The following is an 18,246-nucleotide window of genomic DNA, read 5'->3' as shown; positions in this document are numbered from 1 at the left end:
GGTCGTGGAGCGCCGGACACGGCTGTCGGTCCCGTGGACCACAATGGTCCGACGCGAAACACGCAGGCCGCCCTTCGTGCGCGTCCGGCTGATGGCGGACGGACGGCCGCACGGTCGGCGGCGGCAGCAGTGTCGGCGGTGGCGGCGGCGCTTCCGCGCAGCCGACAGTCAGGGAGGGACGGCAGCGATGGCGGTCTGGGACGACGTGGTCGGCCAGGAACGGGTCACGGCGCAGCTCAGCGCCGCAGCCCGCGACGCCGACGCGTACGTCACCGCCGAGGCAGCCGGCAAGGGCACGGCCGAGCTGTCCGGCTCGTCGATGACGCACGCCTGGCTCTTCACCGGTCCGCCCGGTTCGGGCCGTTCGACGGCTGCACGCGCCTTCGCCGCCGCGCTCCAGTGCGTGAGCCCGGACCGCGCGCTCGGCGGCGCGCCCGGCTGCGGTTTCTGCGACGGCTGTCACACGGCCCTGGTGGGCACTCACGCCGACGTCGAAGTGATCCGCACCGACCTGCTCAGCATCGGCGTCAAGGAGACGCGCGAACAGGTGCGCAGAGCGCAGATGTCCCCGGCGGGCGGCCGCTGGCAGGTGATCGTCCTCGAAGACGCGGACCGGCTCACCGAAGGAGCGGGCAACGTGCTGCTCAAGGCAGTCGAAGAGCCCGCGCCACGCACGGTCTGGCTGCTCTGCGCCCCCTCGACGGAGGACGTACTGCCGACCATCCGCTCGCGCTGCCGGCACCTCGCCCTGCGCACGCCTCCCGTCGACGCCGTCGCCGACCTGCTGATGCGGCGGGACGGCATCGAACCCGAGATGGCGGCCTACGCGGCCCGTGCCACCCAGGGCCACATCGGACGGGCCCGTCGCCTCGCCACCGACGACCGCGCCCGCAGGCGCAGGGCGGCGGTGCTGCAGATGCCGCGGCGGGTGGCGGACGTCGGCGGTGCGCTGAAGGCGGCCCAGGAGCTGATCGACGCGGCGGCCGACGACGCCAAGGAGGTCTCCGAGGAGCTCGACGAGCGGGAGACCGAAGAACTGCGGGCGGCTCTCGGCGCTGAGGGCAAGAGCCGGCTGCCGCGCGGCACGGCGGGCGTGATGAAGGACCTCCAGGACAGGCAGAAGCGGCGGGCAACCCGAACCCAGCGTGATTCGCTCGACCTGGCTCTGACCGACCTCACCGGCTTCTACCGGGACGTCCTGGCACGGCAGTTGGGTTCCGGCCTGGCCCTGTCGAATGAGGAGGCGGGAGCCGCGGTGGCGGAACTCGCCGCCGGCTCGCAGCCGGAGCAGACGCTCCGGCGCATCGAGGCCGTGCTTGCGTGCCGTGAGGCGCTCGAGCGGAACGTCGCGCCTCTGCTGGCCGTCGAGGCGATGGCGATGACGCTGCGCGAAGGCTGACCGCGGCGGTTCGAGCTACCCGGCCGACGGAGCGGGCGCAGCCGTTGGAGGTGCGTTGGAGGGAGAGGGAGCGGGGCGGGCCGGGCGCCCTGGGCTGACAGCGTCGCCCGGTCACCCGATTCGAGCAGCGGGAACCCTTGCGGGAACACCCCCGGCACCGCGCACGGATACGCTCGCCCTCAATCGCCGGACCGCTGTCTCCGGCTGCCGAGACCGACGCTAACCGAGGGATGGTCCATGGACACCAGGCGCGGGCTGAGCACCACATCTGCCGTACTCGCGACGGCCGTCATGCTGGTGATGAGCGGCTGCTCTTCCGACTCGAGCGGATCGGACGCTCCCGAGGGCGCACCCTCGTCGGCGAGCAGCGACCGGGCCAACGGCCTCGACAGTGCCGAGCCCCTGAAGCCGCTTCCCGCCGCCGTCCCGGCCGATCTCAAGCCGTACTACGAGCAGAAGCTCACGTGGCGTGACTGCGGCGACGGAGACGGTTTCCAGTGCGCCAGGATGAAGGCGCCGCTCGACTACGACAAGCCCGATCCCGCCGACGATCTGGACCTCGCCGTCGCCCGCAAGAAGAGCGGGAAGGGCAAGCCGATCGGCTCGCTGCTGGTCAACCCGGGCGGCCCGGGCGGCTCCGCCATCGAGTACGTACAGCAGGCGGCAGCGGTCGGCTACCCGGCGCCCGTGCGCCAGAAGTACGACCTCGTCGGACTCGACCCGCGCGGTGTGGCCGCCAGCGAACCGGTCAGGTGCCTGACCGACAAGGAGATGGACAGCTACACGCAGACCGACCAGACGCCCGACGACAAGGCCGAGACGAATCGCCTCGTCGGCGCCTACAAGAAGTTCTCGGCCGGCTGCAAGAAGCGCGAAGGCGAACTGCTCGCCCACGTCTCGACCGTCGAGGCGGCTCGGGACATGGACGTGCTGCGCGCCCTCCTCGGCGACAAGAAGCTGAACTACGTGGGCGCCTCGTACGGGACGTATCTGGGGGCCTACTACGCGGGGCTCTACCCGCAGCGCTCCGGCAGGCTCGTGTTCGACGGTGCCCTGGACCCGTCCCTGTCGATGCTGCAGCTCAACCGCGACCAGACGGGAGGCTTCGAGACGGCCTTCAAGGAGTTCGCGGCGGACTGCGTCGACCAGCCCGACTGCCCGCTCGGCACGAAGAGCGTCAAGGACGCAGGCCGGAAGCTCAGCGCCTTCTTCAAGAAGGTCGACGCCGACCCACTGCCCACGGGCGAGCCGCGCGAACTCACCGAATCGCTCGCCACGACCGGCGTCATCCGCGCCATGTACGACGAGGGCTCCTGGCCGCAGCTGCGCGACGCCCTGACGACGGCGAACAAGGGCGACGGCGCCCAACTGCTCGCCATGGCCGACGAGTACTACGAGCGTGACCCCGAGGGCCACTACGGCAACATCATGTACGCCAACCCCGCCGTCAACTGCCTCGACCTCCCTGCGGCGTTCGACTCTCCGGACGCGGTGAAGAAGGCCGTCCCCTCGTTCGAGAAGGCCTCTCCGGTCTTCGGCCGCGGCTTCGCCTGGGCCGCCCTCAACTGCGGCTACTGGCCCGAGAAGGCCACCGGTGAATCGCACCGCATCGCCGCCGAGGGCGCTGACCCGATCCTCGTCATCGGCACCACCCGCGACCCGGCCACCCCCTACGCGTGGGCGCAGGGCCTCGCGGGGCAGCTCGACTCGGCCCGCCTCCTGACCTACGAGGGGGACGGGCACACCGCGTACCTGCGGGGCGGCGCGTGCATCAACGACACGGTCGACGCATACCTGCTGAAGGGGAAGGCGCCGAAGGACGGCAAGCGCTGCTCGTAGGGCGGTAGCAGGGCCGTAGCAGTGCGGTGGCAGGGTGGCGCGGCGGCCGTCCACCGGGTCGGCGGGCCGCCGGCCGCGGGCCCGGATACCCCGTACGGAGCACCCCTGGAACCTGTGTAAACTTGTCCGCGCTGCGCCCGCACCGGGCTCTTGGGTCGCGGGCAGCACGCCGCCTTAGCTCAGTTGGCCAGAGCGACGCACTCGTAATGCGTAGGTCGGGGGTTCGACTCCCCCAGGCGGCTCAACTGAAGCCCAGGTCACATACCCAGTGGCCTGGGCTTTTCTCTGTCTCGTGGCGCTCAGGCCGTTGAGGGTGCGTCCTCCTCAGGGCTTGTGCGTGAGCGCTGTGAGAGTCGCGTCCTAGAAGCGGTCGAGACGGCAGCCCGCCAGCGCCGGCTCCACCGCGCCGTCGACCAACTCCCGCGCGACCAGGCGGCCCACGGCCGGGGCGAGGGTCACCGCGGAGTGCAGCACGGCCACGTAGAGGCCGGGCACATCGGCGACCGGGCCGACGATCGGCTCGCCGTCGGCCGGCATGGGGCGTACGCCGACCCGGGTGCCGAGCAGCTCGACGTTCTCGGCGCCGCGGAAGGTGGACCGGACGGCGGCGAGAGTCCGTTCGGGCGAGTCTGCGGCGGCGAGTAGCCGGTTCGCGGCGACCTGCCGGAGATCGAAGTCCCGGTTGTTGACCACGGTGCGGACCAGACCGGCCGGAGCGCGGAACTGGAAGAGCGTCGCCGGGGACGGGCCGACCGGGACGCGTATACCGAGCGGCGCGCCCAGCGCGGCCGTGGCCACCCCTGCCGCGAGCACCACAGTCGCACCGGGGAGGGGCCCTGCGGCCGTCTCGACTCCGGCAACCCGGCCCGCGGCGTCCCGGCGGACCGCGGTGACGGGGGTGTCCGGACGCACCCTGGCGCCGTGGGCGCGGGCACCCTCGACTAGCCGCTCGGTCACGCCCACTGGGTCGACGGCGCCGTCACCGGGTGCCCAGACGGCCCACTCCGGGGGCTGCCGCAGGGTGGGTTCGAGCGTCGCCACGGTGGCCGCGTCCACAATCTCCTGCCCGGGCCCCGCCTCCGGTGCGCCGTCCACCGCGCCCCAGGACAGAGAGCCGGACCAGGTCACCGGGAGCCCCGGCAGCTCGGCCTCGAGCCGGCGGTACTCCTCCGTCGCGGTCGCCCGCAGCGCGGCGGCCGGACCGGTGCGTACGCTGGACGGCCCGCGCCCGATCCAGGCGAACGAGTCCGCCGTCACGCCGGCGCCGGGCCGCCCGGCGTCGACGAGGGTCACGACGGCACCGGCCTGCGCGGCGTGGTAGGCCACCGAGGCGCCGACGATGCCGGCACCGACGACCATCAGGTCACTGCTCACCGCAGGCTCAGCATGTTGACGACGTTCCCGTCCGGGTCTCGGCCGAAGAAGCAGGGCATGTGAGCGTCCACGTCGTCGGCTCCGCCGACGCCCGGCGGCAGGCCCGCGATGTGCGTCGCACGCTCACCCGCAGCACGGTACCGCGGGGCACCCGCGGCCCAACTACCCGATCTGGGCCGCGACAAGACCCGAGCACTGATCCAGAAACGCCAACTCGGCATGGACTCCCTACAGCCGTTGACCGACCGTCGACGGCCAACTAGCGCAAGCCCACGCGCTCGCCCATGTGCCGACAACCTCGCGTCCCTCAGCGGCAGGGCGCCCCCACCTCCAGGCCGTTCAGATAACGGTCCCGTTCCCGGGCGGGCAGAGGCTGGCTCACCAGGCCGCACAGCAAGTCGTGCCACGCCTCCACGCCGACCGTGCGGCGGACGATTTCGTGGTCGGGGCCGAGGGTGAGGATGTCGTTGCCGGAGCCGGGGACGACCTGCATGTCCTCATCGGGCTGTACGGAGCCGGCCGGGGGGTCCGTGGTCCAGACGTCGAGCTGATCGCCGCTGCCCGCGTCCAGGACACGTACACCCTGGGTGTTCTCGTTCATGAAGCCCTGGAACAGCAGACTGCCGTCCCGGCTGAACGCCACGTCATCGGTGTCGTGCGGCATCGTCCCAGTTGCGCGCACGCGTCGGCCGGAGTCGAGCCGTACGACGTACACATGGCTTTCGGCTCCGGAGAGGGCCGCCTGTTCTCCCTCGTGGTCGACGCTCATGGTCATGGGCCCGGCTTTGCCCTCTGTCGGCAGGGTGGTGTGCGCCACGTGCTTGAAGGTGTGCTCACCGTCCCAGCGCCAGGTGTCGACACCATCGTCGGTCAGCAGAACCAGGGTTCTGCGGTCCCCGCTCAGGGCGAGGTTGCCGAAGCCCTTGGTTACTGTGCGGCGGGTGCAGGTCCGGGTGTCGAGTACTTGGACTGCGCCGTTCCAGTCTCCGACCACGTACCGGTCTCCTGGGAGGAAGAACACGCCCGAGGCTCCGTCGCCATCCACGCCGCAGTCCGTGCGCTTGCCGGTGCGCAGGTCCCAGATGTCGAACCGCCCTTTGTCCTCGACGCCTTCCAGACTCTGCATGCCGACGTACCGCTTGTCCCCACTGAGCGTGTAAGCCGTATCGTCCAGGTCCACCGACAGGTTGGCGTACGGAATCCCGCCGAGCCGGCGTCCGGTGCCGGGATCCCAGAACTCGGTGCGGTCCTCGGTCCGGTGCATCGCCATCCGTCCGTCGGGGGTCAGGTCCCCGTAAGTGAACTCCTTGTTGTCCAGGGGGACTTGCTGCCCTCGTCGGGTCCCAGTGGTGAATAAGTTGAACTCGCCGCCGTACGAGGCGACGGCCACCTGGGTGCCGTCGGCCGACATGGCAATGGTGCTGGCCGGCCGGACCAGCCGGCCCAGTGTCGTACGGGGTCGCAGCGTGGCGTCGTAAAGCTGGACCGTGCCGTCCTGCCCGCCCACCACGAAGGTCCCCTTGTCCTCGGCGACCGTCATGTCCTCGTAAGGTCCCAGGGACCGGGCGGCGATGCGGCGGCGCTGTTCCAAGTCCCACACTTCGGCACGCTTGGACGTCCGGGTGAGGACTTTGCGCGCCCCGTCGAACAGCAGGACCTCGCTGTGTTTCAAGGCTTCCGCGGTGCTGCCGGGCATTCCGGGCAGGGACCGGACTGCCTTCCAGCGCGCCGAGTCCGTCAGGAACTCCCGGACCTCCTCACGGTCCCTGTCGACCAGGGTCATCCGGGAGCCTTCCGCGGAGAAGCCGAGCCCCACCCGGCCGTCGCTCACCTGAAGCCGGGTGATCTCGTGCCCGTCGGACGCGCTCCACACGACCACGAACGCCTTGCCCTCGGGGGTGTAGTGCGAGGCCGCCACCCACCGTCCGTCGGGCGAGAGGGCGAGGGCCGAGAGTCCGTGCCCGACGTGGGGAAGGTTCTCTGTGTGCCCCGTGGCCATCGTGCGCAAGAGTTTGCCGGTCCGGGTGTCCCACAGCTGAACCCGGTTGAGGTAGACCTCCGTGGCGAGGACGCGGCCGTCGCGGCTCAGCGCCCTGGGGGTGCCCTCGGCTCGCAGCACGCGCGACTGCCGGGCGGAGCGCACGTCGTAGAGGCGTACGCGCCGGGTCTGGTCGAACGCAGAGCGGTACGCGGCGGTCGTACCGTCCGCGCTGAGGACGACGTCCGTGAATGCCGGGCGGGACGCACCCTCCTTGCCCGTTACGGAGTCGGCGTCCGCCCGCAGCCGCCGCTTGGCGTACGGCGCGGCGGCCACAGCCTGGGCCAGGGCGCGTCGGGACTCCGGGGTGGAACGGGTCTCCTGGGCGTAAAGGGCGTACTGCGCCGCCTGGTTGGGACTGGTCTCGAGCAGCTGCCCGGAGCGGGCGGCGAGCGCCTGTGAGGCGGAGATACGGGCCTGGGCCAGGGCCTCGTCGCGCTGTCTGCTGGCGTCGAAGAAGCCGTAGACCGCGAGGAGGAGCAGCGTCACGAGCAGGGCGACGCCCGACCAGCTCAGCCGTTTGACGAACCGGAGCTGGCGGAAGTCGTCGTGCTCCAGCTCTTCCTTGGGGCGACCGTGCAGCGGCGAGGCGAGGGTGGCGACCGCGGCACGGAACGGCGGGTAACGCAGGGAGCGATGGCCTCGTTCGTCGATCTCCCGGAGATCCACCCAGAGCGGCGCGGACGTGAAGTGGCCCCCCAAGTTGGGTGGCAGGGACGTGGTCTTCCGCCAGTCGAAGTCGTCGGCCTCGTCGTCCCACGCGATCTCACCGCTTGCGACGGCGATCAACAGGTGCTCTGTGTCGCGCTCGCGCAGCCAGTAGTCGACTTCCTTGGCTACCCAGGGGGAGGAGGCGGCCTCTGGGGAGGCGAGCAGGATGAGATAGCGGGAGCGTGCGAGTTCCCGCTGGATCGACTGCCACAGGTCATGGCTTGCCGGCAGGCTGATGACGTCGCGGAACACGCTCATCCGCATGGGTCGGAAGCGCGAGACGGCCAGCCGTTCCAGGCCTCGCTGAAGCGCTTTCGCGAGTGGCGCGTTCTTGCTCTGGCTGTACGAGATGAAGGCGTCGCGCTGCTTCACACCGCCCGATAACGCGGCTCGCGCCTCAACCTGTTCAACGGCATCACTCATGGCGTCCCCCCCGTGCCCCTCTGCGTGTTCGTGCCGCCCACTACCCTTGCCAACTGCCATACGTAACACGCCCATTGAAGCCGTACGAGCCCACCGGCGCAGCAGGCCGCGAAAGGGGGTACCGCCCCGCTTCCGCTAAATTGGTGCTCAGTGAAACAGGGGATGTCTGGGGGAATGATGAAGCGGTGGCATCCGGTGGCCCGGCGACTCCGTACTCCCGCCGCGCGAATCTGCATCTCTGTGCTCATAGGTGCCGTGGCGGGACTGGTCGTCTTCGGGGTCACCCAACTGTCAGGACGCAATCTGTTCGTTGTCACCGGGGCCTTCGCCGGCGCAGTCAGTGTGCTGGCCTTTCAGGTGTACGGGCGTGCTGCCAGGCTGACCGAGGTGCGTGTCACGGTGCCGCAGCTCAGCGAGTTGACCTTCGTCGTGAACAACGAGGCCAAGCAGGTGGCTTGGCGGCTGTTCGTCGAGACCGTCACCCGGGTGTCGACCCAGCCGCTGGCCCATGACGAGGGCCTGCTGAGGGAAGCCCTCACGTCGCTGTACGGCCTGTTCGGCACCGCTCGGGAGGCATTGAAGTCCGCGCGTCCCTCCGCTCAGGTCACGGGTGAGCAGACGGTGGAGTCCCTCGCCATCACCATGCTCAACCGTGAGCTGAGGCCGTTCCTGTCCACTTGGCACCCTCGGCTGAAGGCATTCGAGCAGGAGGATCCCGACCGGCCCGAATCGGACTGGCCGGAGGGCGCCGACTGCCGGGCAGAACTCCGCGTCGTACAAGCCAACCTGCGGGAATATGCTCTCGGCTTCGCACGTCTGGCAGGCGTCAAGAACGCCAGGGCGCTGGTGGATGGCGCGATGCAGGAAGAGTGATCCGTGGCGGTGTGTGCGCCCCGCAGCAGCGACCGGCACGTGGACACGTTCCCCCTACGGTGCCGGTGCGACGCCGACGACTGCGTCAGGACGGTCCAACGGCCTTATGGCAGGGCCGATTCCCTCTCGCTCCGGTGCGCGGACACCCACCGATACGCAGCTCGCAAGGACTCACCGTAAGGTCGGCGATGCTGCTGAAGTGGGCCTCCGCCACCGCCCCGGCGCCGCGCGCGGGGTGACCGGAACGCGCGTGGTCAGTCCGTGCCGCCCTGCATCGGGGCCCAGAACTCCTCGAACGACATCGTGCCGTCGCCATCCGTGTCGAGCACGTCGATGAATTGCTGCGCCTGCTCGTCGGTGAGGTGCTCGCCGCGCAGCTCGGCGACGACCTGCTGATATTCCTTGGCAGTTATCTGCCCGTCGCCGTCGAGGTCGTATGCATCGAAGACCTTGCGCGCAGCCGCTTTCATGTCCACCACGTGAGTTCGCCTTTCCTCGTTGGATGTTGTGCGATGTTACTGCGCATCGATCTCATGCAGCACGCCGAAGCGGGACGCGCTCCGGGCCGCCAGATGGCTGCCAGGACGCCGATGAGCAGGGAGAACAGAGGTCCCGGCACCGGGTGTTGCACGTGATGCACCGTGCCACGGCACTCGGGCAGCGCTGTTGGCACCGGTGGTCAGCGCTTGACGCGTCCGCGGACGGCGAGGAGGGCCAGGGCGAGCAGGATGGGCTCGGTGAAGCGGGAGGCCATCTCGGTGTAGCGGCCGACAGTGGTGAGGGATTGGCCGCTCGAACGGAAGACCACGGAGTTGATGACGACATCGGCGGCCTTCTGGGCACGGGCGGTGGTGAAGCGGTCGGGGAAGTCGGCGTGCAGTCGAGGGTTCTGTTTGCCGATGACGCCGGCGCCGGGCGGGTACGGCTGGGCGGGGGTGTCGGGCAGTCCGAAACCGACCATCAGCAGCACGGTGGCGGTCATCGCGCACAGCAGCCAGCCCACGGCGCGGGCGGCGCGGAGGCCGTAGCCGGACAGTGCCCAGTAGAGGTTGAGCAGGCCGCGCTCGGCGGGGGCGATGGTGGGGTCGGCGCGTCTCATCTCCATTTCGCCGTAGTAGAAGTCGGCGGCGCCGGGCTCGTTGCGGGAGTCCTCTTGGGATTTGCGCAGCGCGCGGTAGAGGGCGGCGAGCGCGGGCGGCTTGACGATTTCGACGCCGGGCGGAGCCGGCAGCCATCCCGGCACTGCGCGGGGCCTGCTGTGGCGCCAGTGCTGTTCCTCGGCCAGGAGGAGGCGTTGTGTATGCCGTATCGGCAGCCCGCGGCGCCAGTGGATGCCGGGAGGATTGGGCAGGGGGAACGGGCAGCGGCCCTCCAGCCGCAGCTGATCCAAGTGGACCGTGCCGCAAAAGCGACTCTCGGACAGATTCAGATCGGTCAGCACCAGGTGTGCGGCGTCCACCCCGCGTAGGGACTCCACACGCACTGGCGCTTCGGCGAGCCCGGATTCATCAAGAGGAGAACCCCCGGTGGTGAGGAATGGGGGGTGGTGGGCGGTGACGCTGACTGGGAATTCCAGCACCGCGTCGCTGAGGTCCACTACCGCATGCCGCAGCCGTAACGAGGCTGTGGAGGCCCAGCGGGTGCGGTGACAGTCGACTCTGCCGGCCGCGATCTCCACAATCACTGCTGCAGAGAACACCGCTGCTGCGAGACTCAGGGTTCCTTGGCACGCCAGCGGTCCGAACGACGAAGCGCTCTCGAACGACGCCCTGTCGAAACTGCCGCCGTCCTTGAACCTCGCACCGTCGAACCCGGCGCAACCCTTGAACGTCGCGCTGTTGAAGGCGGCGCCGTTGAGTATCCCCTCGTCGAACACGGCGTCGCCCTCGAACACCGCACGGACGAACAGGGTGACGCCCGTGAACCGCGCTCTGTCGAACCGGGTGTCGCTCTCGAACGTAGCCCCGTCGAATCGGGCGTCGCCCATGAACGTCGCGTCGCGGAACCGGGCCTCGCTCTTGAACGTCGCGCTGTTGAACACGGCGCGGCCCTTGAACGTCGCCCCGTCGAATCCGGCGCGGCCCATGAACGTCGCGTTGTTGAAGGCGGCGTCGCCCTCGAACGTCGCCCCGCTCAAGCGGACCGCACCGAACCGCGGCCGCTGGTCGGTGGAATCGCGCACAGCGTCCAACAAGTCTTCCAGCAGAGCAGAGTTGAAGGTTGTGCCGCGGTGGTCCAGATTGCTGCCAGGGCGGAGAGACGCCAGACAGTTGCCACGTTCTCTCTCGTCGAGGTGCGCCAGGCAGGCGCCGTACAGGGCTGCCTCGGCCGCATTGTCGTCGCGTTGTGGGCGTGGGACACGGTGGCCCCGGCATCCCACAGGGTCCTCCGAATCGGCCCCATGGCCGCAGTGGGGGTAGGGAGGAGGCTCGGTTCGGGTGGTGGCGGTCATGCCATGGTCGACGCGGTGGGTGCCGGCACTGGTTGCCGCTGCCGCACAGCCTGCGAATCACGCCCACAGTCCAGCTTCTGATGCTTCTGAGGCCGAGGTCGGCGGGCTCGGCTCCCCCAGGCGGCTCGCAGGTGCGAGGCCCCTTCCGGGTACGGGAGGGGCGCCTCTTTGATCTTGGTAGCCGAACTGACTGCTCGTTCGAGGCTTCGGGCGCGGACCTCACTCGGGCCTCGCCGGGCCTCAGATCATGCGTCGTAGCGCGGTCTCCACGGCATCGATCAGCAGATCGCCCTCAGTCCGCGGGTACCGTGCGAGACCGAGTTCGACGTCCGGCAGGGTGGGCAGGGCGTCCGCGTCGTGGCAGGCCATGACCGGTTCGAGGTTCGCGGGCATGAGCGCCGCGACCCCGAGTCCCGCCCGTACCGCGGCGAGCACACCGACGAGGCTGTTGCTTTCGAACGCCACCCGCCAGCGCCGCTCGGCACGTTCGAGCGTTTCCAGCACTGAAGTACGCCAGAAGCAGGGGTTCGAGAACAGCACCATCGGCAGCGGGTCGGCAGCCACGTCCACACCCTGGCCGACCGCCCAGACCAGCGGGCGGCGTACGGTCCAGCGCGGCGGCCCCGGAACGTCCAGCACATGATCGAGCACGAGTTGGACGCGGCCCGCATCGTAGGCCTCCCGCATCGCAGCGCTGGGCAGGCTGAGCACTTCCAGCGTCGCGCCGGGGTGGAGCCGGGCGAGGTCGGCGAGGGCCTGCGAAAGCTGGGACGCGGCGAGGTCTTCGAGCAACCCGACACGACAGTGGCCGGTGAGCGCGCGTCCGGTTTCGGTGAGTGCCTGCGCACACAGCGAGAGAATGCGTTCGGCGTACGGCAGGAGCTCCTCACCCGCCCGGGTCGGCGAGACGCCGGACGGCGACCGATGAAGCAGCGGACGGCCGACGGCGCTCTCGAGCCTCCGCAACTGCTGGCTGAGCGCCGGCTGGGTCTGTCCGAGCGCGGTCGCGGCGCGGCTGATGCTGCCGGAGCGCACGGCGGTGACGAACGACCGCAGCAACGCGGTCTCGAGTTCCCTGGCCATAAATTTTCATTATGCCCGCTCCAGCAAATCAACCGCTACCTATGGCGTGACAGGTGATCTAGCGTCACGCAGGTGACCGGATACCGACAGGTGCTCGCCGTGCCGGGGATGGCATCGCTGCTGGGCGTTTCACTGCTCGCCCGTACCGCGATCACGTCTTCCGTGATGGCGCTGATGATGTACGTCGTGCTGGGCCTGGACATGAGCTACGTCGCAGCGGGTGGTGTCGCGGCGACTCTGACCGCCGGACTGGCGCTGGGCGGGCCGCTGCTCGGCCGCATGATCGACGGGCGGGGCCTGCGTACCGTGCTGCTGGCAACCGTCGTGGCGCAGCTCGTGTTCTGGCTGAGCATTCCGTTCCTGCCCTACGGAATCCTGCTGGGCGCTGCCTTCGCGGGGGGTCTGCTGATGGTGCCGGCCCAGTCGGTGACCAGGCAGGCGATCGCCGTGACGACGACGACGGGACAGCGGCGGGCCGCGTTCGCGCTGGAATCGGTGCAGGGCGAGTTGTCGTACATGGTGGGTCCGCCGATCGTGATCCTTTGTGCGGCGAAGGTGTCCCCGGGCGTGGTGCCATGGAGCGTCGGCGCCGTGATCGTGGCCGGCGGAGCCGGGATCGCCCTGCTCGACCCGCCGCTGCGCGCCGAGGACGAGGCGGGTGCCGACGCGGTCGGCCGGCCCCGTCGCAGGGAGTGGCTGGGTCCGGGCATGATCGCCGTGCTGGTGATGGCGTTCGGCACCACGATGCTGCTCAGTGGCACCGACCTGGCCATCGTCGCCACCCTCGAAGAAGCCGGCCAGGTGTCCTGGGCCGCCGTGATCGTGGCTGTGTACGGATCGGCCTCCATCGTCGGCGGGCTGGTGTACGGCGCGCTCTCCCGGCCGCTGCCCACGTGGCTGCCGCTCGGTCTGCTCGGGCTGGCGACCATTCCCGCGGGGCTGGCCCCCGATTGGCGCTGGCTGTGCGTGGCCGTTGTCGGTGCGGGGCTGCTCGCCGCGCCGGCTCTCTCCGCGGTGGCCGACGCGGTGAGCCGGCTCGCCCCCGCCGGCGTGCGTGGCGAGGCGACGGGCCTTCAATTCTCGGCGCAGAGCGCAGGCTTCGCACTCGGAGCCCCGATCGTGGGGGGAGCGATCGACCTGTCCGTACCGGCGGGCGGCTTCGCGGCGGCCGGGCTGGCCGGGCTCGCCGCCGCGCTGACCGGATGCCTGCTGTCCCGGCGCTCGCGCGCCCGAACGCGGCCTCCCTCAGCACCATCGCCACCGGGTCTTGAGCCGTGCGAGGCCGGCGCCGGGCCTGGCGCATGAGGTACGGGCCAGTGGACGAGGGATGCAGGCATGCGTGCTCATGAGAACGGCCCCGGGAGGCGAACCTCCGGGGCCGTTCTGCTGTTTCAGCGACGCATGGACCGGGCCGAACCGCGACGTCGGTGCCTGGTTCAGAACCCGTCCGAGGTCAGTCCCGTTCCGGGTGTCGCCGAACGCCCTCAGAGAACCGGCTCACGCCTTCACCGTCGAGTAGGCACAGGTTCCGTCTTCGAAGTCCGAACCATTCACCAGACAGATGTTGAACTTGATCCTCTTCCCCTCCGGGAAGGAGAGGTTGTAGTTCTTCGTGCCGCCCGTCCTGTTGGTCAGAGTGCGTCCGCCGACGTAGACCAGGACACCGCGACCGTCAGCGAAACGGTCGACGATCTGGACGGTTTCACCCTTGCTGAAGAAGGTGGCCTGCCCCGCACCAGCCTTCAGGTCGCCCCATTTCTTCGTCTCCACATAGCCGTTGGCTCCGGCAGGAGAAACGAGCGTGAGGCTCAGTGCGACCCCGGAAACCATGGCGCCGATGATCGCCGTCTTGCGTTTCACCATTTGAAGAAATCCCCCGTTGTCGAATCAGTTGTGCGGTCGCTGCACTGCGCACCTTAGACAGGGCAAATGCCAGCCGTCCACGCAGTTTCGGGCTGCCCGGCACCTGTGCTTCGGAGCGGTCCGACGCGCGGCAAGAAAAACACTAACCACGCAGGGCGGCCGTTTGCTCAGTCGCTTCGTGCTCAGTCGGCTCGCTTCTCGCGCTCCTTCTCGTTCGCCTTCGCCGGTGCCTCTGCCGGAGCCGGTGGGTGGCTGCCGGCCGCACCGGCCGGAAGTGTCGCGGACCGCGGAGAGCGGCGCACCTGCTGCGGCAGCCGGTTGCGTAGCAGCCGCCAGGCCACCAGCAGCAGCGCCAGTGCGGCCAGGAACGGCAGCGTGGCTCCGATCACGACCGCTATCCAGCGCATCGTCGTGATGAACGCCTCCCAGCCGCCGTCCAGCGCGTCCGTGAACCCCGTCTCGTCGTCCTTCTCCTTCTTCTTCACCTCGGTCTCCGAGAGCACGAGCGTGATGGTGGCCAGGGAAGTACGGTCCTTCAGCGATGCCTGCCGGGCCTGAAGCGATTCCAGCGCCGCCTGACGACTGCTCAGCTCGCCTTCCAGGGAGACGATGTCGGAGAGCTCTGTGGCCTTGTCCATCAGCTCCCGCACCCGTTCGACGCTCGACTTCTGCGAGGCGATCCGGCTCTTGACGTCCACCACCTCGTCGGTGACGTCGTCGGCCGACACCTTGCGTTCGATGAGCTTTCCGCTGTCCGAGAGCTCCTCCAGGACGTCCGCGTACTTCTCCTGCGGCACCCGGAGTGTCAGGTGCGACCGCTCGTGGCCCTGGACGTCACGGTCGGTGGTCTCGTCCCCGACGTAGCCGCCTGAGTCCTCCACCGCGGTCCGGGCGTCGTCGAGTGCGGACGGCACGTCCTTGACGCGGACCGTGAGCCGCGCCTTGCGGACGACGTGGTCCGGTGCGATCTTCGGCGGTTCCTCCTCGGCCGAGCCGTGCTGCTCGCCCGGGCGGTCGTCGGATTTCGATCCGGAGGCGCGGTCGGCCGTCTCGGCGGCGCCTGCCTCGCCGTTCTCGGGCGCCTGGCTCGCGGGCTGCTCGCTCGTCGCGCTCGTGGAGTCGTCGCCACTGCTGCTGCAGCCCGCCACGGCCAGCGCCACGGCGAGCATTCCCGCCGTGAGCAGCGCGAGTGACCGGTGTGGAAGCCGGCCGGGACTGCGTCGGTTCCGCGTAGCGGGTGGTGCTGCATCGTTCATGAGACGTCCCCCTGGGGTGGTGCGCGGGCTGTCGTTATCGCCGATTGGACGGGAGGGGACGGTGCATGGGTTGCGGGATGCCTGTCGCGATGGCGTCACGGTCGGGACTCGATCAGGGCCCGGTCGGCTGCTCCGTGCAACCTTCGAGGGCGACGGCCTTCGCGAACCGCACCACCGTGCTCGCCGTGCGGCCGGTGCGAACGCTGAGGCCGGTGAGGCCGGTGGGGCCGGTGGGGCCGGTGGGGCCGGTGGGGCGCTGTGACCGGAGTCAGCCTCCGATGCTGCCCCCTACTCCACGATCTCCAGGGGCAGCGCGTGCCCCGGCGCCCACCCGGGCGGCACCGGGCTCGCCTCGTCGTCCCGGTGGGGATTGCGGACGCCGGCCTCGATGTAGCGGACTCGGGTGCTCCATGCCCCGACATCGGGGGTGCTCTCCAGGAAGTTGCGCCATGGCTCCTTGCCGGGGGCCGTCCTGTCGTCGCAGGGCGGTGGCGGGCTCGTCGGACGCTCCGCCCACAGGTGGACCCAGGACTGTCTGCTTCCGGCAGGGTCGTACTCGCGCTGCCATGAGCTCGGGTCGGCCATCCTGACCAGAGCCAGGGGAAGCCAGCCCAGGGCCTCTGCCCGGGTCTCCCGGTCCCCCTTCACAGCCATCGCCACGAAGGAGCCGACCGTGTCCGGTCCCCTCCGGAAGGAGGCGTCGGTACGCTCCACCCGGATCGAGCCGACCCGGGGCAGCCGGGTCCTGCCCAGTGCGTAGGCCTTCTGGTCGTACGTGAAGGTCTGCCGCGCACCCCTGTAGTGAGGTTCGCTGTACAGAGTGACCACCACGTTCCGCTGCCGGTGGCGTCTGTAGACCATCGCGCCACCTGCCACGACACCGGCGGCCACGATGCCCGCCGGAACTCTCCGAGATCTCCGATTCCCCATGATCCGGACTCGATTCGGTTGTCATCGGCACTCACGACGAGGCAAGCCAACCGGATCGCGGTCCGGATCTCAATGGCAACGGATGCCGCAGACAAGGGAGTTCTGCGCTGCGGGCGCTGTGCCGGGCCCGCGTCCGATACGCGCCCCGGCGCCACGGACGAGGACGGCGACCGCGATCCGCTACAGCTGCCGGAGGTGGTCACGGAGCCGCCGGGCCACCTGCGCCATGAGGGCGTCCGCTCCGGGCTGGGTGACGGCCGGTACCAGGGATTCGGTCAGGACGGCGATCGCGTAGCTCTGCCCGTCGGAATGCTCGACGACGCCGATCTCGTGACGGAGGTTGAGGAGGGTGCCGGTCTTGGACGACCAGGTGGCGGCGTCGGAGCTGAAGTCCGGGGTGAGCCGGTGCCGCAGCAGGTTGGCGGCCATGAGGGTGCGCACGCGTCCGGCCACGTCGGGGTCGACCTTCGAGGGCCTCCACAGGGCCTGGAGGAGCTCGACGAAGGCGCGTGCGCTGCCGGTGTTCGCGCGGGTGGTGTCCAGCTGAGGCACGCGGTGTCCGCGGCCGCCGGTGCCCGCGTCGATGGCGAGGGCGTGGGCGAGATGTGCCTGGGATGCCTCGAACCGTTCGACGGGGGTGTCGGCCAGCTCACCCATGGTGTGCCGGACGGTGATGCCGCGGAGGCCGAGCTCCCGGAGGATGCCGGCGACCTGGGCGGGAGGCGTGAGGCCGAACAGTGCGTCGGCGGCCGTCCCGTCGCTCACGCACGTGCTCAGGTAGAGCAGGTCGTCGACAGCGACACGGGCCGGATGGCGGAAGCGGCTGAGCCCGGCGGGCCCGGGAGTGGTGATGCGGCCGGGCTGCACGTCGAGCACCGCCGCCCCGTCGAGCTCGGTGCGCCTGATGCGCTCCGCCGTCGCCAGCGCGAGCGGGACCTTGACCAGGGAGGCGGCCGGCAGGACGGTGTCCGGCTCGATCCCCAGTTCGTCTCCCGTGTGAAGGTCACGTACGAGCAGGCACGCGTGCAGGCCGCCGTCGCGCAGCTGCCTTCGCGCGTCGCCGATCAGGGCCTCGGTGTTCATTCCGTCCCTCCGGGGGTGCCCGTGCGGACGCCTGCGTCCAGACAGCGGGCGATGGCGGCGTCCAGGCGCGCCTCCAGGTGCTGAGGGTTGCCGTGGCCGGCGGCGGCCAGCGCGTACCCGCGGTGCAGGGAGACCTCGCCGACGGGCCGCCAGTCCAGGCCGAGTTCCAGGGCCTGCGCGGGGGAACAGAGCAACAGGTCGTGAGAGCTGAGGACTTCCGCTGCGGCGGACGTCAGATCGGCTGCGGCCGCGAGCTGTGCCGGACGCAGCCCCAGCGCGTCGCGCAGCCGGGTCAGCGGGTCGCGGATGTGCGGTACGTCGTCCTCCGGCTGGATCCAGACGCGGCGGGCCGGGCCCGGGGAGAGGCGGGACAGCCGGAGCGTCTCGAGGTGGACGCGCTTCACGTCCGGCTGCTGTGCTCCGGCGAGCCCGAGCGGCACGGACCACTTCGCCTCGTCCGTCGGCACGGCCAGCAGGGCGGCGCGTACCTGCTGCGAGTGGAGGAGCTCCCGGCGCTGCGCCGGGTCCGCGGCGCGGAGGTCGAGCGTGACGCCCTGCTCCCGTGCATCGGCCACGAGCCGGGCGCGGCCCGCGATTGAGCAGACACCCGGCACCGCGAGGCGTCTCGGCTTCCGCTTGACGGCGTCCGCCTCGTGCAGGAGCAGGTCCGCCGCCCGGACGAGCTGTCGGGCCGTCGGCAGCAAGTCCCTGCCGAAGGGCGTGAGGACGGCCCGGCGTGACGTCCGCTCGAACAGCTGCTCACCGAAGCGTTCTTCCAGGGCTGCGACGCGGCGGCTGGCCACCGGCTGCGACATCCGGGCCGCGGCCGCTCCGACCGTGAAACTGCCGTGCTCACTGACGCTGACGAAGGCACGACTCGCTGCGACCAGATCCACGAGCCGACTCTATGCCGGATCGGCAT

The 18,246-nt window shown here is 70.2% G+C and carries 14 protein-coding genes and 1 tRNA gene; 5 read left to right on the top strand and 10 right to left on the bottom strand.

Features of this window, described 5'->3' with window-relative positions; genetic code table 11:
- Nucleotides 1-187 precede the first annotated feature (187 nt).
- The 3 genes from ACFPA8_RS14320 (at nt 188) to ACFPA8_RS14310 (ending at nt 3,480) form a co-directional block, all read left to right on the top strand.
- Nucleotides 188-1,399 carry a DNA polymerase III subunit delta' gene (locus tag ACFPA8_RS14320; RefSeq protein WP_386447920.1) on the top strand — a complete coding sequence of 404 codons (1,212 nt, stop codon included), beginning with the start codon at nt 188-190 and terminating at the stop codon, nt 1,397-1,399.
- A 237-nt stretch (nt 1,400-1,636) separates the two neighbouring features.
- Complete coding sequence (locus ACFPA8_RS14315; RefSeq protein ID WP_386447918.1) at nt 1,637-3,238, top strand: alpha/beta hydrolase; 1,602 nt, start codon at nt 1,637-1,639, stop codon at nt 3,236-3,238.
- Nucleotides 3,239-3,406: 168 nt separating this feature from the next.
- Nucleotides 3,407-3,480, top strand: a tRNA-Thr gene (locus tag ACFPA8_RS14310).
- Nucleotides 3,481-3,598: 118 nt separating this feature from the next.
- Here ACFPA8_RS14310 and ACFPA8_RS14305 read toward each other — a convergent pair.
- Both ACFPA8_RS14305 and ACFPA8_RS14300 read right to left on the bottom strand, forming a co-directional pair.
- Nucleotides 3,599-4,612 (bottom strand): NAD(P)/FAD-dependent oxidoreductase, encoded by a 1,014-nt coding sequence (locus tag ACFPA8_RS14305; RefSeq protein WP_386447916.1) that lies wholly within the window; start codon nt 4,610-4,612, stop codon nt 3,599-3,601.
- Between the two features lie 307 nt (nt 4,613-4,919).
- Complete coding sequence (locus ACFPA8_RS14300; protein WP_386447914.1) at nt 4,920-7,784, bottom strand: toll/interleukin-1 receptor domain-containing protein; 2,865 nt, start codon at nt 7,782-7,784, stop codon at nt 4,920-4,922.
- A 255-nt stretch (nt 7,785-8,039) separates the two neighbouring features.
- Between ACFPA8_RS14300 and ACFPA8_RS14295 the strand changes: the two genes are divergently transcribed.
- Nucleotides 8,040-8,657 carry a hypothetical protein gene (locus ACFPA8_RS14295; protein ID WP_386447911.1) on the top strand — a complete coding sequence of 206 codons (618 nt, stop codon included), beginning with the start codon at nt 8,040-8,042 and terminating at the stop codon, nt 8,655-8,657.
- Between the two features lie 254 nt (nt 8,658-8,911).
- Here ACFPA8_RS14295 and ACFPA8_RS14290 read toward each other — a convergent pair whose 3' ends face one another.
- The 3 genes from ACFPA8_RS14290 to ACFPA8_RS14280 form a co-directional block, all read right to left on the bottom strand.
- Nucleotides 8,912-9,127 carry an EF-hand domain-containing protein gene (locus ACFPA8_RS14290; protein ID WP_386449434.1) on the bottom strand — a complete coding sequence of 72 codons (216 nt, stop codon included), beginning with the start codon at nt 9,125-9,127 and terminating at the stop codon, nt 8,912-8,914.
- 209 nt (nt 9,128-9,336) lie between these two features.
- Nucleotides 9,337-10,794, bottom strand: coding sequence for a pentapeptide repeat-containing protein (locus tag ACFPA8_RS14285; protein ID WP_386447909.1), 1,458 nt, complete (start codon nt 10,792-10,794; stop codon nt 9,337-9,339).
- Between the two features lie 555 nt (nt 10,795-11,349).
- On the bottom strand, nt 11,350-12,192 hold the full coding sequence (locus tag ACFPA8_RS14280; RefSeq protein WP_386447906.1) for a LysR family transcriptional regulator: 843 nt from the start codon (nt 12,190-12,192) through the stop codon (nt 11,350-11,352).
- 72 nt (nt 12,193-12,264) lie between these two features.
- Between ACFPA8_RS14280 and ACFPA8_RS14275 the strand changes: the two genes are divergently transcribed.
- Nucleotides 12,265-13,497 carry an MFS transporter gene (locus ACFPA8_RS14275; RefSeq protein WP_386447904.1) on the top strand — a complete coding sequence of 411 codons (1,233 nt, stop codon included), beginning with the start codon at nt 12,265-12,267 and terminating at the stop codon, nt 13,495-13,497.
- A gap of 192 nt (nt 13,498-13,689) precedes the next feature.
- Here the strand turns inward: ACFPA8_RS14275 and ACFPA8_RS14270 are convergent, their stop codons facing one another.
- The 5 genes from ACFPA8_RS14270 to ACFPA8_RS14250 all read right to left on the bottom strand — a co-directional run bounded on the left by ACFPA8_RS14270 (nt 13,690) and on the right by ACFPA8_RS14250 (nt 18,220).
- Entirely contained in the window at nt 13,690-14,055 is a 366-nt protein-coding gene (locus tag ACFPA8_RS14270) for a hypothetical protein (RefSeq protein ID WP_386447901.1), read from the bottom strand.
- A 182-nt stretch (nt 14,056-14,237) separates the two neighbouring features.
- Complete coding sequence (locus tag ACFPA8_RS14265; RefSeq protein WP_386447898.1) at nt 14,238-15,311, bottom strand: DUF4349 domain-containing protein; 1,074 nt, start codon at nt 15,309-15,311, stop codon at nt 14,238-14,240.
- 288 nt (nt 15,312-15,599) lie between these two features.
- The gene (locus tag ACFPA8_RS14260; RefSeq protein WP_386447896.1) at nt 15,600-16,172 is read right to left on the bottom strand and encodes a hypothetical protein; all 573 of its coding nucleotides are present in this window, start codon (nt 16,170-16,172) and stop codon (nt 15,600-15,602) included.
- Between the two features lie 249 nt (nt 16,173-16,421).
- Nucleotides 16,422-17,324: a serine hydrolase gene (locus ACFPA8_RS14255; protein WP_386447893.1), complete on the bottom strand. Its 903-nt coding sequence runs from the start codon at nt 17,322-17,324 to the stop codon at nt 16,422-16,424.
- Nucleotides 17,321-18,220 carry a LysR family transcriptional regulator gene (locus ACFPA8_RS14250; protein WP_386447890.1) on the bottom strand — a complete coding sequence of 300 codons (900 nt, stop codon included), beginning with the start codon at nt 18,218-18,220 and terminating at the stop codon, nt 17,321-17,323. Before ACFPA8_RS14250 ends, ACFPA8_RS14255 begins: the two co-directional genes overlap by 4 nt.
- Nucleotides 18,221-18,246 lie beyond the last annotated feature (26 nt).

This window comes from Streptomyces ovatisporus, assembly GCF_042653885.1.
In the GTDB taxonomy this organism is placed as follows: domain Bacteria; phylum Actinomycetota; class Actinomycetes; order Streptomycetales; family Streptomycetaceae; genus Streptomyces; species Streptomyces ovatisporus.
Note: the sequence above shows the minus strand (reverse complement) of the source record. Positions and strands in the feature narration are given on the sequence as shown.